Raw genomic sequence first — 16,958 nt, forward strand, 5'->3', positions numbered from 1 at the left:
GTCGCCATGGCTTCTCGTGATCACGGTGATCCGGGCGATGCGCCCACCATCGCCCCGCCTCTGACAGATGTCGCCAATCCGGCGCGGCCTTCGGCCGCGGAGGAAGCACGAACGGTCGCAGCGTCGACGAACACCGCCACGCTGGCAAGTCTGTCCGCTGACGGTGACCCGTGGGCATCGCTGATCACCTTTGGGCTCCTCGACGGTGCGCCGGTGCTCTGCGTCTCGCAGATGGCCGAGCACGGCCGCAACTTGGCGCGTGATCCGCGGGCCAGCGTGTCCATCGTGGCGCCCAATCCGCCCGAGGACCCACTGGCCAACACCCGGATCACGCTTGCCGGGAAGGTTCGCCGGCCCAGTGCGGAAGAGCTGCCCGCCGCGCGCGAGGCGCACATCGCGGCGGTGCCCGCCGCGCGGTATTACATCGACTACAGCGACTTCTCTGTGTGGATTCTGGATGTCGAACGGGTGCGGTGGGTCGGTGGCTATGGCCGCATGGACTCGGCCAGCGGTGCCGAATACGGTGCGGCCGCAGCCGATCCGGTCTCGCCAAAGGCCGCTCGCGCCGTCGCGCACCTCAACGAGGATCACGGCGACGCGCTGCTCGCGATGGCGCAGCAGCTGGGCGGGTATCCGGATGCGACCGAGGCGCGGTGTGAGGGCGCTGACCGATACGGGCTTGATATCCGGGTGAGCACCCCGCGGGGCTGGTCGGTGACGCGAGTCGGCTATGTCGAGCCGATCGACTCTATCGACGAGCTGCGCGGCGCGACCGTGCACCTGGCGCGGCTCGCTGCTCCGGGGGCCTAGCGCAGCGGCGGCGAGAATGTCTACCGCTCCGCGATATTGTGGATAACTCGTTTCCCGCTCGAATGGTTGTGGATAACAACGGAAGTCAACGCTTAGCGCGCTGACTCGTGCGTAACGTTGATGATGTGTCCGAGACCGATCCTGCCGCCCGCGCGACACAGCTTGTCGAGCGCATCGCGGAGCTGGAGCGTGTCAAAGCCGCCGCCGCGGCCGAACAGGCTCATGCCGCGGTCCTGCTCGACCATGCGCGCCGCGCGGAGGAGGCTGCCAACGGTGTGCCTAGGCGACGGCAGGGAGCAGGTGTTGCGACGGAGATCGCTCTGGCGCGGCAAGATTCGCCCGCTCGGGGAGGTCGTCACCTTGGCTTCGCGAAGGCGTTGGTCAACGAGATGCCCCACACACTTGCGGCATTGGAGTGCGGTGCGCTGAATGAATGGCGCGCGACGATCCTGGTGCGTGAAACCGCATATCTTGCCCTCGAAGACCGGCAGAAGATCGACGTCGAGATGTGTGCCGATCCTTCCCGGCTTCGGGGTCTGGGCGATGCCAGGCTCACTGCGGAGGCGAAGCGCCTCGCGTATCGGCTGGATGCCGAGGCCGTAGTGCACCGTGCCCGCCGGGCCGAGAACGAACGTCGGGTAACGATCCGCCCTGCGCCCGACACCATGACGTACCTGACGGCATTGCTTCCGGTGAAACAAGGGGTGGCGGTCTATGCCGCTCTTAGGCGAGCCGCCGATTCGTCGATGGATCCCGTTCGCGGGCAAGGACAGATCATGGCCGACACTCTCGTAGAGCGGGTGACCGGTCTATCTTCTGCCGAAGCGGTCCCCGTGGGTGTGAACATCACGATCTCCGACGAGTCGTTGCTCGGCGGGGGCGTCGAGCCGGCCGTGATCGCGGGCTACGGGCCGATCCCGGCGGCAGTGGCGCGCCGGCTTGTATCCGAGGCCGTCAGCTCCGGTGCGAAGGTACTCGCGCGGCGCCTGTATCGCCGCTGCGGCACCGGTGCATTGGTGGGAGCGGAGTCGCGAAGCCGTTTGTTTCCGAGGGGACTGGCCGAGCTGATCGACGTGCGCGATCAGACCTGTCGGTCGCCATACTGTGATGCTCCGATCCGACACCACGATCATGTGGTGGCGAGCGCGCGAGGCGGGGCTACCTCGTTCGACAATGGCCAGGGTCTGTGCCAGCGCTGCAATTACGTCAAGGAGGCACCCGGGTGGAGGGCCGCGGTCGAGGCAGGGGCTGACCGGCACACTGTGGAGATCACCACACCGACGGGAACCGTCTACCGCTCCACCGCCCCTCCGCTGCGCTGAGTAAGCGGCCGCAGGGCCAAGACATAAATGAGGACGACGGCGACCGGCACGGCCATCGGCAGCCATGGCGACTGTCCCACCGGCACCGCGGTTGCGAGCAGGGCGGCACACCCGAACACGAGCGCGGGAACGATCACCTCGCTTCTGACGGCGTTCACCTCAGAGGGCCAGCGCAGGGGATAGGCGGCCAGCAGATACGCCACCGCAGCCAGACCGGAGACCATCGCGAGCACCGGTGAGGTTTCCCCGAACGCCAGGACGCCGACGACGAACAGCACCGCCGGGGTCACGAACACCCGGAATCGAAGACCGGCCAGCACCACAAGCGCTGCGCACACCGAGAAGAGAAGCTTGTCGGTGGCTGCGAGCACCATCACCAGCCCGAGGGCGGCCGCCACCATCACCCGGACATTCATCGGTGTCTTCGCGTACGCGGGCGACGCGGCAACAGATGCATCGCATGGTTGAGTCCGGCATCGTGACTCCAGCCGACGACATCGACCCCTGTCACGGCGATGTTGCGATACATCCGTGACCGTTCCAACCGCCACCACCGGGCGACAATCGGATCGGGCTCCTCACGGAAGGGCAGGCGGTCCAGCACATCGACGACGAGAACCGGATGCCCACGCCGCCGGAGGTCGGTCAGCGCGAGTCCGAAGTCGGCGTTCAACAGGGTGGAGAATGCCACCACGATCGCGTTGGGCGGCATGGCAGCGCGCGGGGCAAGTGCACTGGCACTGTGCGAATGCCATTCTCCGGCATCGAGAACGGCGTCCAGCAGACGGTAGAACTGATGCCGTCCTATATCGGGAGCGAGCCATCGCGGCGCACTGCCCAACATGACGACACCCGCCCGGTCTCCGCGCTGCAACACAGACTGCACGAGCTGCGCGGCGCCGCGTGCGGATCTTTCTGTTGCCACGGTGGCGGGGCCCGACGGCTGCGGATAGGTGTCGATCAGAACCACGACGTCGGCGGCCCGGTCGGTGAGCCGGTCGGTGACATGCAGGCGTCCCCGTCGCGCGCTGACTCGCCAATTGACCGTGCGCAGTGAGTCACCCGGGACATACTCGCGGATGTCCGCGTACTCGACACCCGGGCCGTGGTGCCGGGTCAGATGTGTGCCGATCCGGTCGGGCAGGTCAGCGGGCGGCAATGCCACGTCTTGCGGGTCGGCCAACGGATACACACGCAGTTCCGCGGCGGGCAGCGTCACTATGGCGCCCGTCCACAAACCCGACGTCGAGACCGTCTGAACCGCAACCGGGATGGCGTACCGGCCCCACCGCTCGGCCGAAACCCGCATCGTCACGCGCTCGGGCGCAGCAGCCTTGTCCACCTCGATCTGCAGGCCGTCGACAGCGGTCGATCGCACCCCACAAACCACGGCCGGCTCGGCGGATGCGACCGATGTGGTGATCGTTACCGTCTCAGACTCCAAGCACCGTAACGGTTCTGATTCGTCGGCAACCCATACCCGGGCTTCCGGAGGGCGCCGGGCCGCGCCGACGAGGGCGCCGATGAACGGCGCCGCGAAGAGGACAAGCTGCCAGCGCCCGGTGATCATCGCGAGCACCAGTGCCGCGCCGGCACACGCGGCCAGCGCCGATGTCAACGAGGACGCGCGCCAACTGATCATCCGGACGCCCGGGGAACCGGTAGCCGATGCAGAAGCTCGTCGACCACGTGTGTACCGGTGATGCGGCGCACCCACATCTCGGGCCGCAGACTGATGCGGTGCGCCACCGCCGGCACCGCGAGCGCCTTGACGTCCTCGGGGATCACGAAGTCGCGGCCGAGCAGCATGGCTCGTGCCCGGGACATCTGTACGAGGTCCAGTTCGGCACGGGGGCTGGCACCGACCTCGACATGCGAGTGACTGCGCGTCGCGGCGGCCAGGGCCACGATGTAGCGAAGCACGTCCGGGTGCACCGAAACCTGTTCCACCGCTTCCCTCATCATGATGAGGTCGTCCGCGGACACCACTTGCGACACCACCGGCTGCGTCGAGCCCCGATCCAATCGGCGCTGCAGCATTTCGATCTCAAGGTCCTCGGTCAGATATCCCAGCTGCAGCCGAACCGCGAATCGGTCCAGTTGGGCCTCTGGCAGCGGATAGGTGCCCTCATACTCGATCGGATTATCGGTCGCCAGCACCACGAACGGTGTTGGCAGTTGGCGCGTTTTACCATCGATGCTGACCTGTCCCTCCGCCATGGCTTCCAGCAGGGCCGACTGCGTCTTGGGTGGGGTGCGGTTGATTTCATCTGCCAGTAGCAGATTCGTGAAGATGGGCCCGGTCCGGAACTCGAAGAGCCCGGACGACATGTCGTAGATCGTGGAGCCCAGCAGGTCTGCCGGCAGCAGATCCGGAGTGAATTGCACCCTGGCGAAATCGAGCCCCAACGCAGCCGCGAACGATCGAGCGATCAGCGTCTTACCCAAACCCGGCAGATCCTCGACGAGGACGTGTCCGCGCGCGAGAATCGTCAGCAGAATCAACTGCAGCGCATCGCGTTTCCCGACAACGACTCGTTCGATCTCGGTCAGCACCGCGTCCGCATGTCGGGTGGCGACGGCAACCGGCAGTGTCGTCACATCCGCTCCAATCGTTCGAGTATCGATTGCAGTACCTCGCGGCCGGGCGCGGGCTCGGCTCGGTCCGTGTCCGAGGCTCCATTCGGATCGACCCACCGCCAGAGCTCGGGGCCGAAGGTCATGCGGCCGGTCGCGGCGAGCGCCGTGCGGTCCTTTGACTGCCGATGCCCTGCTGCCGTCTCGAAATCGGCTGCGATCAACGGGCGAAGCTGTCGATCCCAGTCGCCGCGGGTCCGTTCGGCCCAACTGATTCTGGCTTCGGCGCGGGCAAGCCAGCGTTGCAACGTCTCGTCGGCCGGGAGGCTGGCCGGTGGCAATGGTTTCGGTGCACGCGCGCTACGCAGCTGGCCGCACAGCAAGTACAGCCCGACGGCCACCATCGCGCCGGTGATCGGCACCGTGAGGGGACGCAGCGGGCTGGCGGCCACGCAGGCTTCCGTCAAGATCACCACCAGCACCACGGCAGGTGCCAGCCATTTCATGGGCGGCTCCGAAGATCGTCCAGCACGACCCGCAGCCATTGGGCCGCCGATTCACGATCGGCCTGCGTCATCCGATGCGGGCTGAATCGGGCCTCCGAGAACAGCGAGACGAGTTGAGTGCCCGCGTGCGAATGAAGGGCGCCGATATGAACCGCGCGTTGCAGCACTTCCGACGGGGTGTCCGACTCCAGTGGTGCCGCCTCGGGTGCCGCGGTGAGTCCCTGCTCCATGGCTGCGTAGCAGGCGATGATCGACGCGCGCGGGTCGCGGCCCGGCTCGGCAACCTCCGCGAGTCCGAGTTCGACAAGGTGGGCAAGCGATCCTGGTGCCTCATCGCAGGCATCGGGTTCCGCGGATCGATCCCTACCCACCTCCAGGGTCTCCGGATCTCGGCGCCTGAGCACGAAGACCATCACGGCGATGCCGGCCAGCACCACACCGAGGATCACCAGGGGTGCGTTGGGTTCCTTCCGAACCGGCGCATCGCCCGGAGTCTTGTCAGGCTCGGCGTCGGGACGTCCCGGTTCGGACGTGCTCGGGGCAGGGTCGCGCACGGGCCCCTCGCCCGTCGGCCTGGCCAGATAGAGCACCGTCCACACCGCGCTCAGCAGCGCAAGCACGGTGGCGACGGCAATGATCGCTTCGCGCCGCGTCAATCCCCGTAACCGTAGGTACGACGGGCTCTCGGCCGACGGAGTCATGCCGGGGCGTCGTCGCCGAAGACTCAACAGGATGAGAATGGCCACGACGCCACACAGCAAGAGCTGCAACGCTATTGAGTGAGGTTCATCGCGGGGTTCTTCGGGCTGGGGTAGGACCTTCGGATCCGGAAGATAGCTGCGTAGTGCAACGACAGAAAGCGCGACCAGGACCATGAGCCCGGCCGCTCGAACGAACAGTCTGTCCGCACTGTTCATGCCTCATGGTTGCATGACGAGAGGCATGATTTCGCAGGTTCAGCCAGGTGCCCGCATCACGAATAGGTGCCCTCGGGGATGAGGTTGGTGATACAGAACGGATGCCCGGCCGGATCGACCAGCACCCGCCATCCATCCGGATTGGGCTGGGTTTCGGCCTTGCTCGCCCCGAGGCCGAGAATGCGAGCCTCTTCCGCATCGAGATCCGATGCCGCAAGCTCCAGGTGCAGCTGCTTGGGCACCGAACCCTGCGGCCACTGCGGCGGTTGATGATCCGCCACCCGCTGGAACGTCAACAACACGCTTGCGCCCTGCAAGGCGACCATGTCCGGGCTCTCGAACAGGATCGTCAAGTCAAGTACCTGCTGATAGAAGAAATAGCACCCAACCTGGCGGTTCCCGCCATGATGTTCTCCTTCACCGTACGTGCCAACCCCGTCCAACAGCATCGCACGCAGGCGCACTACTCCCGATGAGCGGATGCCAACCACGCCGGCAGTTGCGCGCGCCCGTCCGAACCGATCGCGACGTTGCGGTATTCGAATCCCTCGGGAAGCGTTCGCGGTGCGTTGATCCACGCGCGCGCCGCGCTGACCTCGTCAACGACCAGGTGTTTTCCGAGGATGTCACGGAGTTGTTTCTCGGTAAAAGGTCGTGGCCCAAAAGTGGCCTCCGGGGGAAAAGCTTCGGTCGCGAAAACCAATGTGAAAAATCGGCCGCCTGGTTTAAGCGCGCGCGCCGTCGATCGAATGTATCCGTCGCGTACTTCCTGGGGAATGCTGTGAAATACAAGGCTATCGATCACAGTGTTGAAGTGGTTTTCGTATCCGTTATCCACGCTTAGATCCGCGACATCGAACAATGCGGTCAGCCCAAGTTGTTGGGCCGCTGTACGTGCCTTATCCACCGCGTTCGCTGACAAGTCGAGCCCGACGACGTCATAGCCATACCCGGCCAGTGTCAACGCGACGACGCCGACACCGCAGCCCGAGTCGAGGATCGGACTCTTCAGGCGTCCTTGATGGTGGATAGCGGCTATTTCCGGCTGCATCTCGCCGATATTCCAGCCCGGTTCGCCGGGTGCGTAGTCGGCTTCGCCGCGGTAAAGCTCATCCCAATCGACAGAATTCACATTGAAAGTAGGCATGCCGGCGAGTTTAGGGGCCGTTTTACGAATGCGGCAATGGTGAATTTCTTTTGTAGGAAACCGGAATACGCGAACAAATTGTACCACCGCGCACTGGGGCGATGCTGGATGCGAAATGTCGAACTGCTGAGCCGCGGCTACAATTCGATCTATTGGGCGTGTTCTATCGAAAGAATGGCCGAAAGAATTCGCTGAATATGTGACCCAGCGCGTTCCCTGAGGGCTATGTGATGTTGGAGTGTGGCGGCCGGAACCCCCTGAGCAGGTACGATGACCGCGCGGACGAGTTGGCCGGGCGGCCGCGGGCCGCAGGAGAAATCCTGCGGTTCGAGGAAAGTCCGGACTTCACAGAGCAGGGTGATTGCTAACGGCAATCCGAGGTGACTCGCGGGACAGTGCCACAGAAAACAGACCGCCACCCTTGGGTGGTAAGGGTGAAACGGTGCGGTAAGAGCGCACCAGCGGACCGGGTGACCGGTTCGGCTCGGTAAACCCCACCCGAAGCAAGGCCAAAAGGCTGTGTTCGCACAGCTGCGGAAGTGTTCGAGGGCTGCTCGCCCGAGCTTCCGGGTAGGCCGCTCGAGGTACCCGGCGACGGTGTGCCCAGATGGATGGTCGCCGCTGCGTGGCCGCGGCTAGCCCGCGGCTGTGCGGAACAGGATCCGGCTTACAGGCCAACTCGCCCGCCTCCTACCCTGAATGGGTGACGTTGAAGCGGCTGTTCGCTCGCGACCTGAGCTTCGACGGCATTCGTAGCGAATTCGCGCTCCCCGCCGAATTCGATTCCGGTGTGCAATCGGAGGCTGCCGAGGCTGTCGACCGTCACCACGCAGAACGCATCGACCGCACCGACCTGGAACTCGTCACCATCGACCCGCCCGGGGCCCGGGACCTCGATCAGGCCCTGCACCTGGAACGCACCGCCACGGGTTACCTGCTGTACTACGCCATTGCCGACGTCGCCGCGCAGATCGAACCCGGCAGCGCATTGGACGCCGAGGCGCGCCGGCGCGGCGAGACCATCTACCTGCCCGACGGTTCGGTGCCGCTACACCCCTTGGTGTTCTCCGAAGGCTCGGCGAGCTTGCTGCCCAACGATATTCGTCCCGCCGCGTTGTGGCGTATCGAAACCGACGACAACGCCAACCCGGTGAGCTGGAGCGTGCAGCGTGCTTTGGTGAGATCGGTGCAGCAACTGACCTATCGGGAGGCCCAGGACGCGGCGGACGCTGGAAACCCTCATCCCTCGATCGCCGTCCTTCCTGAATTCGGGCGCAAAAGAAGAGATCTCGGGCTGAGCAGGGGAGCCATCGAACTCAATCTCCCCGAACAGGACGTGGTGCGCGGCGCCAGTGGTGACTGGGAACTCGTCATCGAGGCGCGTACCGAAATCGACGGCTGGAACGCGCAGGTATCTCTGCTCACCGGGATCTGTGCGGCACAGATCATGCTCGACGGCGGTATCGGCATGCTGCGGACGCTGCCGCCCGCAGACGGCGATGTGCGCCGGTGGATGCGGCGCACCGCCGATGCCCTGGGGCTGCCGTGGAGCAGTGACACCCCGATCGGAGCCCAGCTGGCCGCGTTGGATCCCTGCGCCACAACCACATTGGCGATGATGACGCAGGCAACCACCCTGTTGCGCGGCGCCTCGTATCTTGTCTTCGACGGAACATGCCCGGACGATCAGGCCGCCCTGCACGCGGGTATCGCCGCCCCCTACGCCCACGTGACCGCGCCGCTGCGCCGGCTGGGGGACCGATTCGTCACCGAAGTCTGCCTGGCGCTGTGCGCGGGCACGGAGGTGCCGCAGTGGGCGCGGGAGGGGCTGGCCGAAGCCAGATCGTCGTTGCTGCGCTCGAACACGTTGGCCAACAAGGTGGAACAGGCGTGCGTGGACCTCACCGAGGCCACCATCCTTGCCCCGCAGAAGGGGCAGACCTTCGATTCGGCGGTGCTGCGCGGCGCCGAGAAGAAGCGAGCCGCCGAGGTTTTCGTGACCGACCCGCCGATCCTTGCCCGCTGTGAAGGCAATCCGCCCGAGGGGCAGCGCGCCAAACTCATGCTGCATGAAGCGGATCCGGGTACCCGGACCGTGCTGTTCGGCTTCCCCGCCGAGGGCAGCTGATCACTTCTTGTGACGCACGGCCTTTCGGAGGGCCTTGAGCGTTGACTCGACCTGACGGCGTGCGGTCTCGGCGGCATCGTACTCACGCTGGTACAGCACCCCATAGGTGAAGGTGTCCTCGCCGGAGCTGTGCGCCTCGGCGGCCTGGGTGGCCAGATAGACCCGGCTGACCGTGCTGTCCTGATGCTCGCCCAGGAGCTCCTGAATGTCCTTGGCAGCCTGGGAGATCTTCTTGGCGCCCTCCGCGCTGGCCACATAGCGCAGTCGCTTGGCCGACTTGCGGATGCGATGCAGGGCCTCGTCGCGATATTCGCCTTCGGCACGCGCGGCCGCCCTTGCCGCACGACGCACCTTGCGGTACGCGGCATCGAGCGTCCCGCCCTCCTCCGAATGATGGGTCTCCGATGCCGGTCCGGCGGTCGCGACCAGCTCATCGAGGGTGTTGAGCAGCCGGAAGTACCGGTGGCTACGCATCGCCGCCAGCGCTCGGTGCAGGCCGTTGTCGTACCGCTGCCTGGCGGCGTCCACCAGCCGCTCGTGCACCGGCCCGCGGATGAGCGCCTCGGGCAGCTCGGCGAGTGCGGCGTCATACCGCTGTGCGAGCACCTCGGCATCGCGCGCCACTCCGAGGATGTTGGCCAGCAGGCGCAGCTCGTCGAGCGGTTCAGGATTGGTGTCCAGCCCGAAGCGCTCGGGGTTGGACTGCAAGAGACTGCGGATGCGACGGATGGTGACGCGCATCTGGTGCACCGAATCGTCGGTGTCCACCCGGACCGCCCGGTCCCAGCCCTGCAGCTGCTCCAGTTGTTCCAGCAGCGCGCGCTGGATCGAGTCCTTGCCCTTGGGACGTTCACGTTCGGGCACATCGAGAACGCGCGCCAGTTTGGAGCCGTGCCCGGCAGGTGCCGCCCCGGCGTCGAGTAGGCGGGCCGTGATCCGGTCGAACAGGGCGAGGTCGGGGTCGCTGGAGTCACCCGGGCCCGATTCCGAGAGCTCCAGCTCCCATTCCCGCCAGCTCTGATCGCCCGCGGTGACGTGGTCATCGCAGAACTCGGCGAGCTGCCGGCCGTCCGCGCCGATCAGCCGTGACACCGTGCGGTGAGTGGTGATGCGTGCCACCGGAGCGAGCTCGTCCTCTCGCACCACTGCCAGCACCGTGTCCCGCAGCTCTTCGGGAACCGTGTCGCCGGTCTCGCCGAGGGGAAGGCGCAGCTCGGTTCGGGTGTCCGGGCCCGCGGGCAGCTTGAGATGCCAGCCCGCGTCGCTGCCACCGGTGCGACGCCGCAGGGTGATGCGACGCTGGGCCAACCGCTGATCCTGGGTGTCAAAGTACACGGCGTCTAAAATTTGCTGAGGTTGCTGCTCTACGTGTGCGACAGCGGAGATTCCCTCGAATGAAGGGTTGATCGTCGCGTCGGTGACGTCGAATTTCCGCTCGACCTCGACGTGTTGAGATGGCATGAGATGTGTGCCCTGACGGTCGAAGGGACGGGATGCTCGGGTGTGCGGGCTTGGGCGAGTACGCGACACGGTGCCACATTCAGGTAAACAATGGTCACGAGTCGTCACGGGGTAATCTAAGATTCTCTTAGGGTTCTCATAAGGTCGGGGTATCAGATTGGGACGCGATATTCGCTTCGCACCGCGTGTGGTGCTGGGTGACAGTGTTGCCTGGTCGGTATTGTCCCCCCTTATGGGACGCCAGCCGTGTTCACAGCTAGACCGAGGTCACCCATGAAGTTGAATGTTGAGGAGTACCTGGACGGCAAAGGTGCTATCACCTTGCCGGACGGTTATACCGTCAACTACTACCTCGAGCGTGTCATCAGCGAGTTGGGCGAGACCTTCGCCTACCGCTACCTGGACTTCAACACCAACTCCGAGGGCGAACCCAACGATCTCAACTGGACCCAGCTTGGCCAGCGCTCTCGTGCAGTCGCCGCGCGTCTCCAGCAAGTAACCAAACCAGGCGACAGAGTCGCCATTCTGGCGCCCCAGGGCCTCGACTACGTGGTGGGTTTCTTCGCCGCCATCGAGGCCGGGAATATCGCGGTCCCATTGTTTGCTCCGGAGTTGCCCGGCCACGCCGAGCGGCTCGACGCGGTGCTCACCGACGCGGAGCCGACCGTGGTGCTGACCAACAACGCCGCGGCCGAGTCCGTCAACCGCTTTGTCCGCGGGCTGCCGCGTGACCGCCGTCCCAGGGTGGTCGCCGTCGACAGCGTCCCCGACTCGGTGGCCGCCACCTACGCCAAGGTGACGCCGGACACCGACGACATCGCCTACCTGCAGTACACCTCGGGATCTACCCGAGTTCCCGCCGGTGTGGAGATCACCCACCGCGCGGTGATGACCAACGTCCTGCAGATGATCATTTCGGTCGGTTTGGACGACAGCATTCGCAGCGTCAGCTGGCTGCCGCTGTACCACGACATGGGTCTGCTGATGATCCTGTTCCCGCTGTGCGGTGGCCGGATCACCCTGATGTCCCCGGTGTCGTTCGTGCGACGGCCCGGACGGTGGATCAAGGAACTCGCGGCCGAGGCGCACCTGGGCCGAACCTTCGCCGCCGCACCGAATTTCGCTTTCGAGCTAGCCGCCGAGCGGGGCCTGCCGAAGGACAACGAGGAACTCGACCTGAGCAATGTCGCGGGTCTCATCAACGGATCCGAGCCGGTCAGCATCTCCTCGATACGCAAGTTCAATGACGCCTTCGGGCCCTACGGACTGCCGCCGACCACCATCAAGCCGTCCTACGGCATGGCCGAGGCGACGCTGTTCGTCTCCACCATCCCCTCGGACGCCGAGGCCTCGGTGGTGTACCTGGACCGCAGGGAGCTGGGCAACGGACGTGCCGTGCGGGTCGAGGCCGACGACGAGAACGCGGTCCCGCAGGTGTCCTGCGGGAAGATCTCGCGCAGCCAGTGGGCCGTGATCGTCAACCCGAACGCCGAATCCGAGCTGGCCGACGGCGAAGTGGGTGAGATCTGGCTGCACGGCGACAACATCGGCCGCGGCTACTGGGGCAGGCCGAAGGAGACCGACTTCTCCTTCCGTAACAAGCTGCAGGCCCGGCTCGACCACGGCAGCCATGCCATCGGTACTGAGCCCGGTGCGACCTGGTTCCGCACCGGAGACCTGGGCGTCTATCTGGACGGCGAGCTGTACATCACCGGACGGGTCAAGGACCTGGTCATCATCGACGGTCGTAACCACTACCCGCAGGACATCGAGGCCACCGTCGAGGAGGCCTCGCCTGCGGTGCGACGCGGTTTCGTGGCAGCGTTCTCGGTGCCCGCAGACGGATCTGGGGAGCAACTGGTCATCGTCGCCGAGCGCGCCGCCGGTGCCGGTCGGGCCGCGCCGGAGCCGATCGTCGACGCCATTCGCGCCGCGGTTTCACGACGTCACAACCTGCCCATCGCCGATGTGCAGTTGGTCCAGGCGGGCGCGATTCCGCGCACCACCAGCGGAAAGCTCGCACGCCGAGCCTGCCGCCAGGAATACCTGGACAACAAGCTCGGCGTGCGCGCCTGACGCTTTGGTCAGTACGAGTGCTCGGGAGCGGGGAACGTCCCGCGAGCCACCTCGTCGGCGTACTGCTCGGCGGCCTTCCGTAGTTCCGCGCCGACCTGGCCGAACTGCTTGACGAACTTGGCGGTCTTGCCGCTGGTCATTCCGGCCATGTCCTGCCAGACCAGCACCTGGGCGTCGCATTCGCGACCCGCTCCGATGCCGACCGTGGGGATGGTGAGCTTGCCGGTGATCTGCGTGGCCAGATCCGCTGGGACCATCTCCATCACCACGGCGACGGCCCCGGCCTCCTGCACCGCGATGGCGTCGTGGATGAGCTGCGCGGCGGCATCGTCGCGGCCCTGAACCCGGTATCCGCCAAGGCCATTCACGCTCTGCGGGGTGAAGCCGATGTGCGCCACCACCGGAATCCCGGCGGCGGTCAGGGTAGCGATCTGCTCGGCGACGCGTTCTCCGCCTTCGAGTTTCACCGCGTGTGCGCCGCCTTCCTTCATGAACCTGGTCGCGCTCGCCAGGGCCTGAGCGGCCCCACCCTCATAGGAGCCGAAGGGTAGGTCGGCGACCACCAGTGCCTCGGTGGCCCCGCGAACCACGCCGCGCACCAAAGGAATCAGCTCGTCGATGGTGATCGGCACGGTGGTGTCGTACCCGTACACCACATTCGCGGCCGAATCCCCGACCAGCAGAACGGGAATCCCGGCCTCATTGAAAATCCGTGCGGTCGAGTAGTCGTACGCGGTGAGCATCGACCACTTGTGGCCCTCGGCCTTCCACTTCTGCAAGTGGTGCACCCGGGTCTGCGATGAGCGTTTTGCGCGAAGAGCATCAGGCTGCGTACGCGGCTCAGTCGATTTTTCGGAAGCAGCGCCATACAAGGCAGATTCAGACATCGGTGTCTCTTTCGTTCGTCTCCTCAAGGCCCATCCGGGTCCCTGGGTTTCTAACGATGTTCAGTCTGCCATCGCACAGCCGCCAGATGAATATCCGGGCGCGTGGACTTGGTCACATCGGCAGTCGCAGCATTCGGTCACGACGGCATACCCGGCTCGCCTAGCATCGGCCGCATGCAGCGGCTTTCCGGACTCGACGCCAGTTTTCTCTACCTGGAAACACCCACTCAACCCATGCACGTGTGTGGGGTACTGGAATTAGACACCACCACCATTCCTGGTGGCTACTCGTTCGAGAAACTGCGGACAAAACTCGCCGAGCGGGTCGAGGGCATCCCGTCCTTCAGGGAAAAGCTCGCCGACAGCCGACTGAACCTGGATCACCCGGTGTGGGTCGAGGACGACGACTTCGACATCGACCGCCACCTGCATCATGTCGGCCTGCCCGCACCCGGCGGCAAGGCCGAGATCTCCGACATGTGCGGACATATCGCGTCGCTGCCCCTGGACCGTGCCCGCCCGCTCTGGGAGATGTGGGTCATCGAGACCGGTGACAAGGACCGGCTGGTCGTCATGACCAAGATGCATCACGCCTCCGTCGACGGAGTGACCGGCGCCAACCTGATGTCGGCGCTGTGCGGTCTGGAACCCGATGCCGAGGCACCCGAACCCGCACCCGGCGTCGGCGGCGCCAACAGCATCGAGATCGCGGTCACCGGAGCCCTCAAATGGGCGTCGCGACCGCTGAAATTCGCCAAACTGCTGCCCTCGACCATCGGAGTGATCCCCGCCTGGCTGGAGCGCTCCAAGCGGGGCGAGGCCATGACCGCGCCCTTCTCTGCGCCGCGCACGTCGTTCAACTCCACGATCACCAGCCGCCGCAATGTCGGTTACGCCCAGTTGGACCTTGAGGATGTGCGCGCGGTCAAGAACCACTTCGACGTCAAGGTCAACGACGTCGTGATGGCCATCTGCGCCGGTGCGCTGCGCAAGTACCTGGACGACCGCGGCGAGCTCCCGGAAAACTCTTTGGTGGCCATGGTTCCGGTGTCGGTGCACGACAAATCGGACCGGCCGGGCCGAAATCAGGTGTCCGGCATGTTCTCCCGCCTGGAGACCAATGTCGATGATCCAGTAGACCGGCTCGCCGCCATCGCCGAGGCCAACAACGTCGCCAAGGAACACACCGCAGTGCTGGGCGCCACCCTGCTGCAGGACTGGAGCCAGTTCGCGGCGCCTGCGGTGTTCGGCACCGCGATGCGGGTCTACTCGCGTATCCGGTTGGCCGACCGCCATCCGGTGATCCACAACCTGGTGGTCTCCAATGTGCCGGGACCGCAAGTGCCCCTGTACTTTTTGGGCGCCCAGGTCATCGGGATGTACCCGTTGGGCCCGATCTTCCATGGCGCAGCGCTCACCGTCACGGTGATGTCGCTGGACGGGAAGCTCAACGTCGGTCTGATCTCCTGCCCCGATCTGGTGCCCGATTTGTCTGCGCTGACGGACGACTTCGGCGTGGCGCTCGAGGAGCTGAAGGCCCGGATCTGAGTTCACATGGCAACATGGCTGACATGATGTTTCGTGGGCTTGGTCGCCCTGGGCTGTTGCCGCTATTGGCTCTTGCCTCGGTGGTAGCCGTCGTCTCTGGTTGTGTGCGGTCCGTCGAAGGCCAGGCGATGGCGGCGCGGCCGTCGGAAACCGCCCTCAGTTGGGGGGATTGCGACGGTCTGACCCCCGAGAACGTCACGGTTCCGGCCAGCACGGTGTGCTCCGAGCTCGAGGTGCCCGTCGACTACACCAAGCCCGAGGGTGCCAAGGCGCGGCTGGCGATCATCAAGTACCCGGCCAAGGGCAACAAGATCGGCTCGCTGCTGATGAACCCCGGCGGCCCCGGCCAGTCGGGCATCGAGGCCGCGACCGCCATCGTCAAACAGGTGCCCAAGGAGATCCGCGATCGCTTCGACTTCATCGGATTCGATCCGCGCGGTGTCGGGTCGTCCACGCCGGCCATCGAGTGCAACAGCGACCAGGACGTGGATCGCCTGCGCGCGCAGAACGACACCGACTACAGCCCCGAGGGCGTCGCGCGCATGGAGCAGGATTCCAAGGACTTCGTGAAGCGTTGCATCGACAAGGTGGGTCTGGAGTTCCTCGCCAATGTCGGCACCGTCAACGTCGCCAAGGACATGGATCGGCTCCGCGCCGCACTGGGCGACGAGAAGCTGACCTACCTGGGTTACTCGTACGGAACCCGGATCGGCACCACCTACGCCGAGGAGTTCCCGCAGAACGTGCGGGCCCTCATCCTCGACGGCGTGATCGACCCCAACGCGGATCCCACTCAGGCCGATATCGACCAAATCGCCGGATTCCAAAAGGCTTTCGACAACTACGCCGCCGACTGCGCGAAGACCCCGAGCTGCCCGCTGGGCACCGATCCGGCGCAGGCGACCGCACGTTATCGGGCGATGATCGATCCGTTGGTCGATCATCCGGCCAAGACCAAGGACGGTCGCGGACTCTCGCACAGCGACGCGATCATCGGCACCATCATGGTGATGTACTCGCCCACACTGTGGGAGGCGTTCACCAAGGCGCTGCGCCAGCTCAGTGAGGGATCGGGCGACATCCTGCAGCTGCTCGCCGACGCATACATGAAGCGTGACGAGGACGGGCACTACAGCCACGCCCAGGATGCGCAGACCGCCATCAACTGCGTCGACGAGCCACCGCAGACCGATCGCGCCAAGGCCGTCGAGAAGGACCGTCGCATTCGTGAGGTGGCACCGTTCCAGGACTACGGCCAGTTCACCGGCAACGCACCGCTCGGGGTGTGCGCGTTCTGGCCCGTACCGCCGACGAGCAAGCCGCATCCCCTCCACGTGCCCGGTCTGCCGAAACTGCTGGTGGTCTCCACCACGTACGACCCGGCGACCCCGTACCAGGCGGGTGTTGAGCTGGCTAAACAGCTCGGCGGAGGCCTGCTGACCTACGACGGGACCAAGCACACCATCGTGTTCGACGGGAACCAGTGCGTCGACAAGGCGGCCGAGGACTATCTCATCAAGGTCACGACTCCGGCCGAAGGGGCCCGCTGCTGATCCCTTTTGGCGCCCGACATGACACG

The 16,958-nt window shown here is 65.5% G+C and carries 14 protein-coding genes, 1 other RNA gene and 1 pseudogene; 7 read left to right on the forward strand and 9 right to left on the reverse strand.

Annotation, left to right across the window (positions count from 1 at the left end; all coding sequences use genetic code 11):
- The first annotated feature begins 6 nt into the window (after nt 1–6).
- Both MYCSP_RS08405 and MYCSP_RS08410 read left to right on the forward strand, forming a co-directional pair.
- Entirely contained in the window at nt 7–810 is an 804-nt protein-coding gene (locus MYCSP_RS08405) for a HugZ family pyridoxamine 5'-phosphate oxidase (protein WP_083017848.1), read from the forward strand.
- Between the two features lie 125 nt (nt 811–935).
- Complete coding sequence (locus MYCSP_RS08410; RefSeq protein WP_070911025.1) at nt 936–2,132, forward strand: HNH endonuclease; 1,197 nt, start codon at nt 936–938, stop codon at nt 2,130–2,132.
- Here the strand turns inward: MYCSP_RS08410 and MYCSP_RS08415 are convergent.
- From MYCSP_RS08415 to MYCSP_RS08445, 7 genes and pseudogenes are all read right to left on the reverse strand, one after another.
- Nucleotides 2,102–2,548 carry a hypothetical protein gene (locus MYCSP_RS08415; RefSeq protein WP_083017846.1) on the reverse strand — a complete coding sequence of 149 codons (447 nt, stop codon included), beginning with the start codon at nt 2,546–2,548 and terminating at the stop codon, nt 2,102–2,104. The two genes, MYCSP_RS08410 and MYCSP_RS08415, sit on opposite strands and share 31 nt — an antisense overlap.
- Nucleotides 2,545–3,774, reverse strand: coding sequence for a DUF58 domain-containing protein (locus MYCSP_RS08420; protein ID WP_088413585.1), 1,230 nt, complete (start codon nt 3,772–3,774; stop codon nt 2,545–2,547). The genes MYCSP_RS08415 and MYCSP_RS08420 overlap by 4 nt, the downstream gene beginning before the upstream one ends.
- Nucleotides 3,771–4,733, reverse strand: a complete 963-nt coding sequence (locus MYCSP_RS08425; RefSeq protein ID WP_088413586.1) for an AAA family ATPase — start codon at nt 4,731–4,733, stop codon at nt 3,771–3,773. The genes MYCSP_RS08420 and MYCSP_RS08425 overlap by 4 nt, the downstream gene beginning before the upstream one ends.
- Nucleotides 4,730–5,215: a hypothetical protein gene (locus tag MYCSP_RS08430; protein WP_088413587.1), complete on the reverse strand. Its 486-nt coding sequence runs from the start codon at nt 5,213–5,215 to the stop codon at nt 4,730–4,732. The genes MYCSP_RS08425 and MYCSP_RS08430 overlap by 4 nt, the downstream gene beginning before the upstream one ends.
- The gene (locus MYCSP_RS08435) at nt 5,212–6,132 is read right to left on the reverse strand and encodes a DUF4129 domain-containing protein (RefSeq protein WP_088413588.1); all 921 of its coding nucleotides are present in this window, start codon (nt 6,130–6,132) and stop codon (nt 5,212–5,214) included. The genes MYCSP_RS08430 and MYCSP_RS08435 overlap by 4 nt, the downstream gene beginning before the upstream one ends.
- Before the next feature lie 56 nt (nt 6,133–6,188).
- Nucleotides 6,189–6,506, reverse strand: a pseudogene (locus MYCSP_RS08440) (VOC family protein); the annotation flags it as partial.
- An 89-nt stretch (nt 6,507–6,595) separates the two neighbouring features.
- On the reverse strand, nt 6,596–7,279 hold the full coding sequence (locus tag MYCSP_RS08445) for a methyltransferase domain-containing protein (RefSeq protein ID WP_088413589.1): 684 nt from the start codon (nt 7,277–7,279) through the stop codon (nt 6,596–6,598).
- Between the two features lie 283 nt (nt 7,280–7,562).
- Between MYCSP_RS08445 and rnpB the strand changes: the two genes are divergently transcribed.
- An RNA gene (gene rnpB / locus MYCSP_RS08450) (RNase P RNA component class A) lies at nt 7,563–7,965 on the forward strand.
- A gap of 17 nt (nt 7,966–7,982) precedes the next feature.
- A complete protein-coding gene (locus MYCSP_RS08455) occupies nt 7,983–9,407 on the forward strand; it encodes an RNB domain-containing ribonuclease (RefSeq protein ID WP_088415533.1) in 1,425 nt (474 codons plus the stop codon).
- Here the strand turns inward: MYCSP_RS08455 and MYCSP_RS08460 are convergent, their stop codons facing one another.
- Nucleotides 9,408–10,868: a CYTH and CHAD domain-containing protein gene (locus tag MYCSP_RS08460; RefSeq protein WP_088413590.1), complete on the reverse strand. Its 1,461-nt coding sequence runs from the start codon at nt 10,866–10,868 to the stop codon at nt 9,408–9,410.
- 273 nt (nt 10,869–11,141) lie between these two features.
- Here MYCSP_RS08460 and MYCSP_RS08465 point away from each other — a divergent pair, with 273 nt between their 5' ends.
- Complete coding sequence (locus MYCSP_RS08465; protein WP_070911017.1) at nt 11,142–12,944, forward strand: fatty acyl-AMP ligase; 1,803 nt, start codon at nt 11,142–11,144, stop codon at nt 12,942–12,944.
- An 8-nt stretch (nt 12,945–12,952) separates the two neighbouring features.
- Here MYCSP_RS08465 and panB read toward each other — a convergent pair whose 3' ends face one another.
- Nucleotides 12,953–13,831 carry a 3-methyl-2-oxobutanoate hydroxymethyltransferase gene (panB, locus tag MYCSP_RS08470; protein WP_088413591.1) on the reverse strand — a complete coding sequence of 293 codons (879 nt, stop codon included), beginning with the start codon at nt 13,829–13,831 and terminating at the stop codon, nt 12,953–12,955.
- A gap of 174 nt (nt 13,832–14,005) precedes the next feature.
- Between panB and MYCSP_RS08475 the strand changes: the two genes are divergently transcribed.
- Both MYCSP_RS08475 and MYCSP_RS08480 read left to right on the forward strand, forming a co-directional pair.
- Entirely contained in the window at nt 14,006–15,379 is a 1,374-nt protein-coding gene (locus MYCSP_RS08475; protein WP_088415534.1) for a WS/DGAT/MGAT family O-acyltransferase, read from the forward strand.
- A 23-nt stretch (nt 15,380–15,402) separates the two neighbouring features.
- Nucleotides 15,403–16,932 (forward strand): alpha/beta hydrolase, encoded by a 1,530-nt coding sequence (locus MYCSP_RS08480; RefSeq protein ID WP_070911451.1) that lies wholly within the window; start codon nt 15,403–15,405, stop codon nt 16,930–16,932.
- Nucleotides 16,933–16,958: the final 26 nt, after the last annotated feature.

The organism is Mycobacteroides saopaulense (assembly GCF_001456355.1).
GTDB classification, from domain to species: Bacteria; Actinomycetota; Actinomycetes; order Mycobacteriales; family Mycobacteriaceae; genus Mycobacterium; species Mycobacterium saopaulense.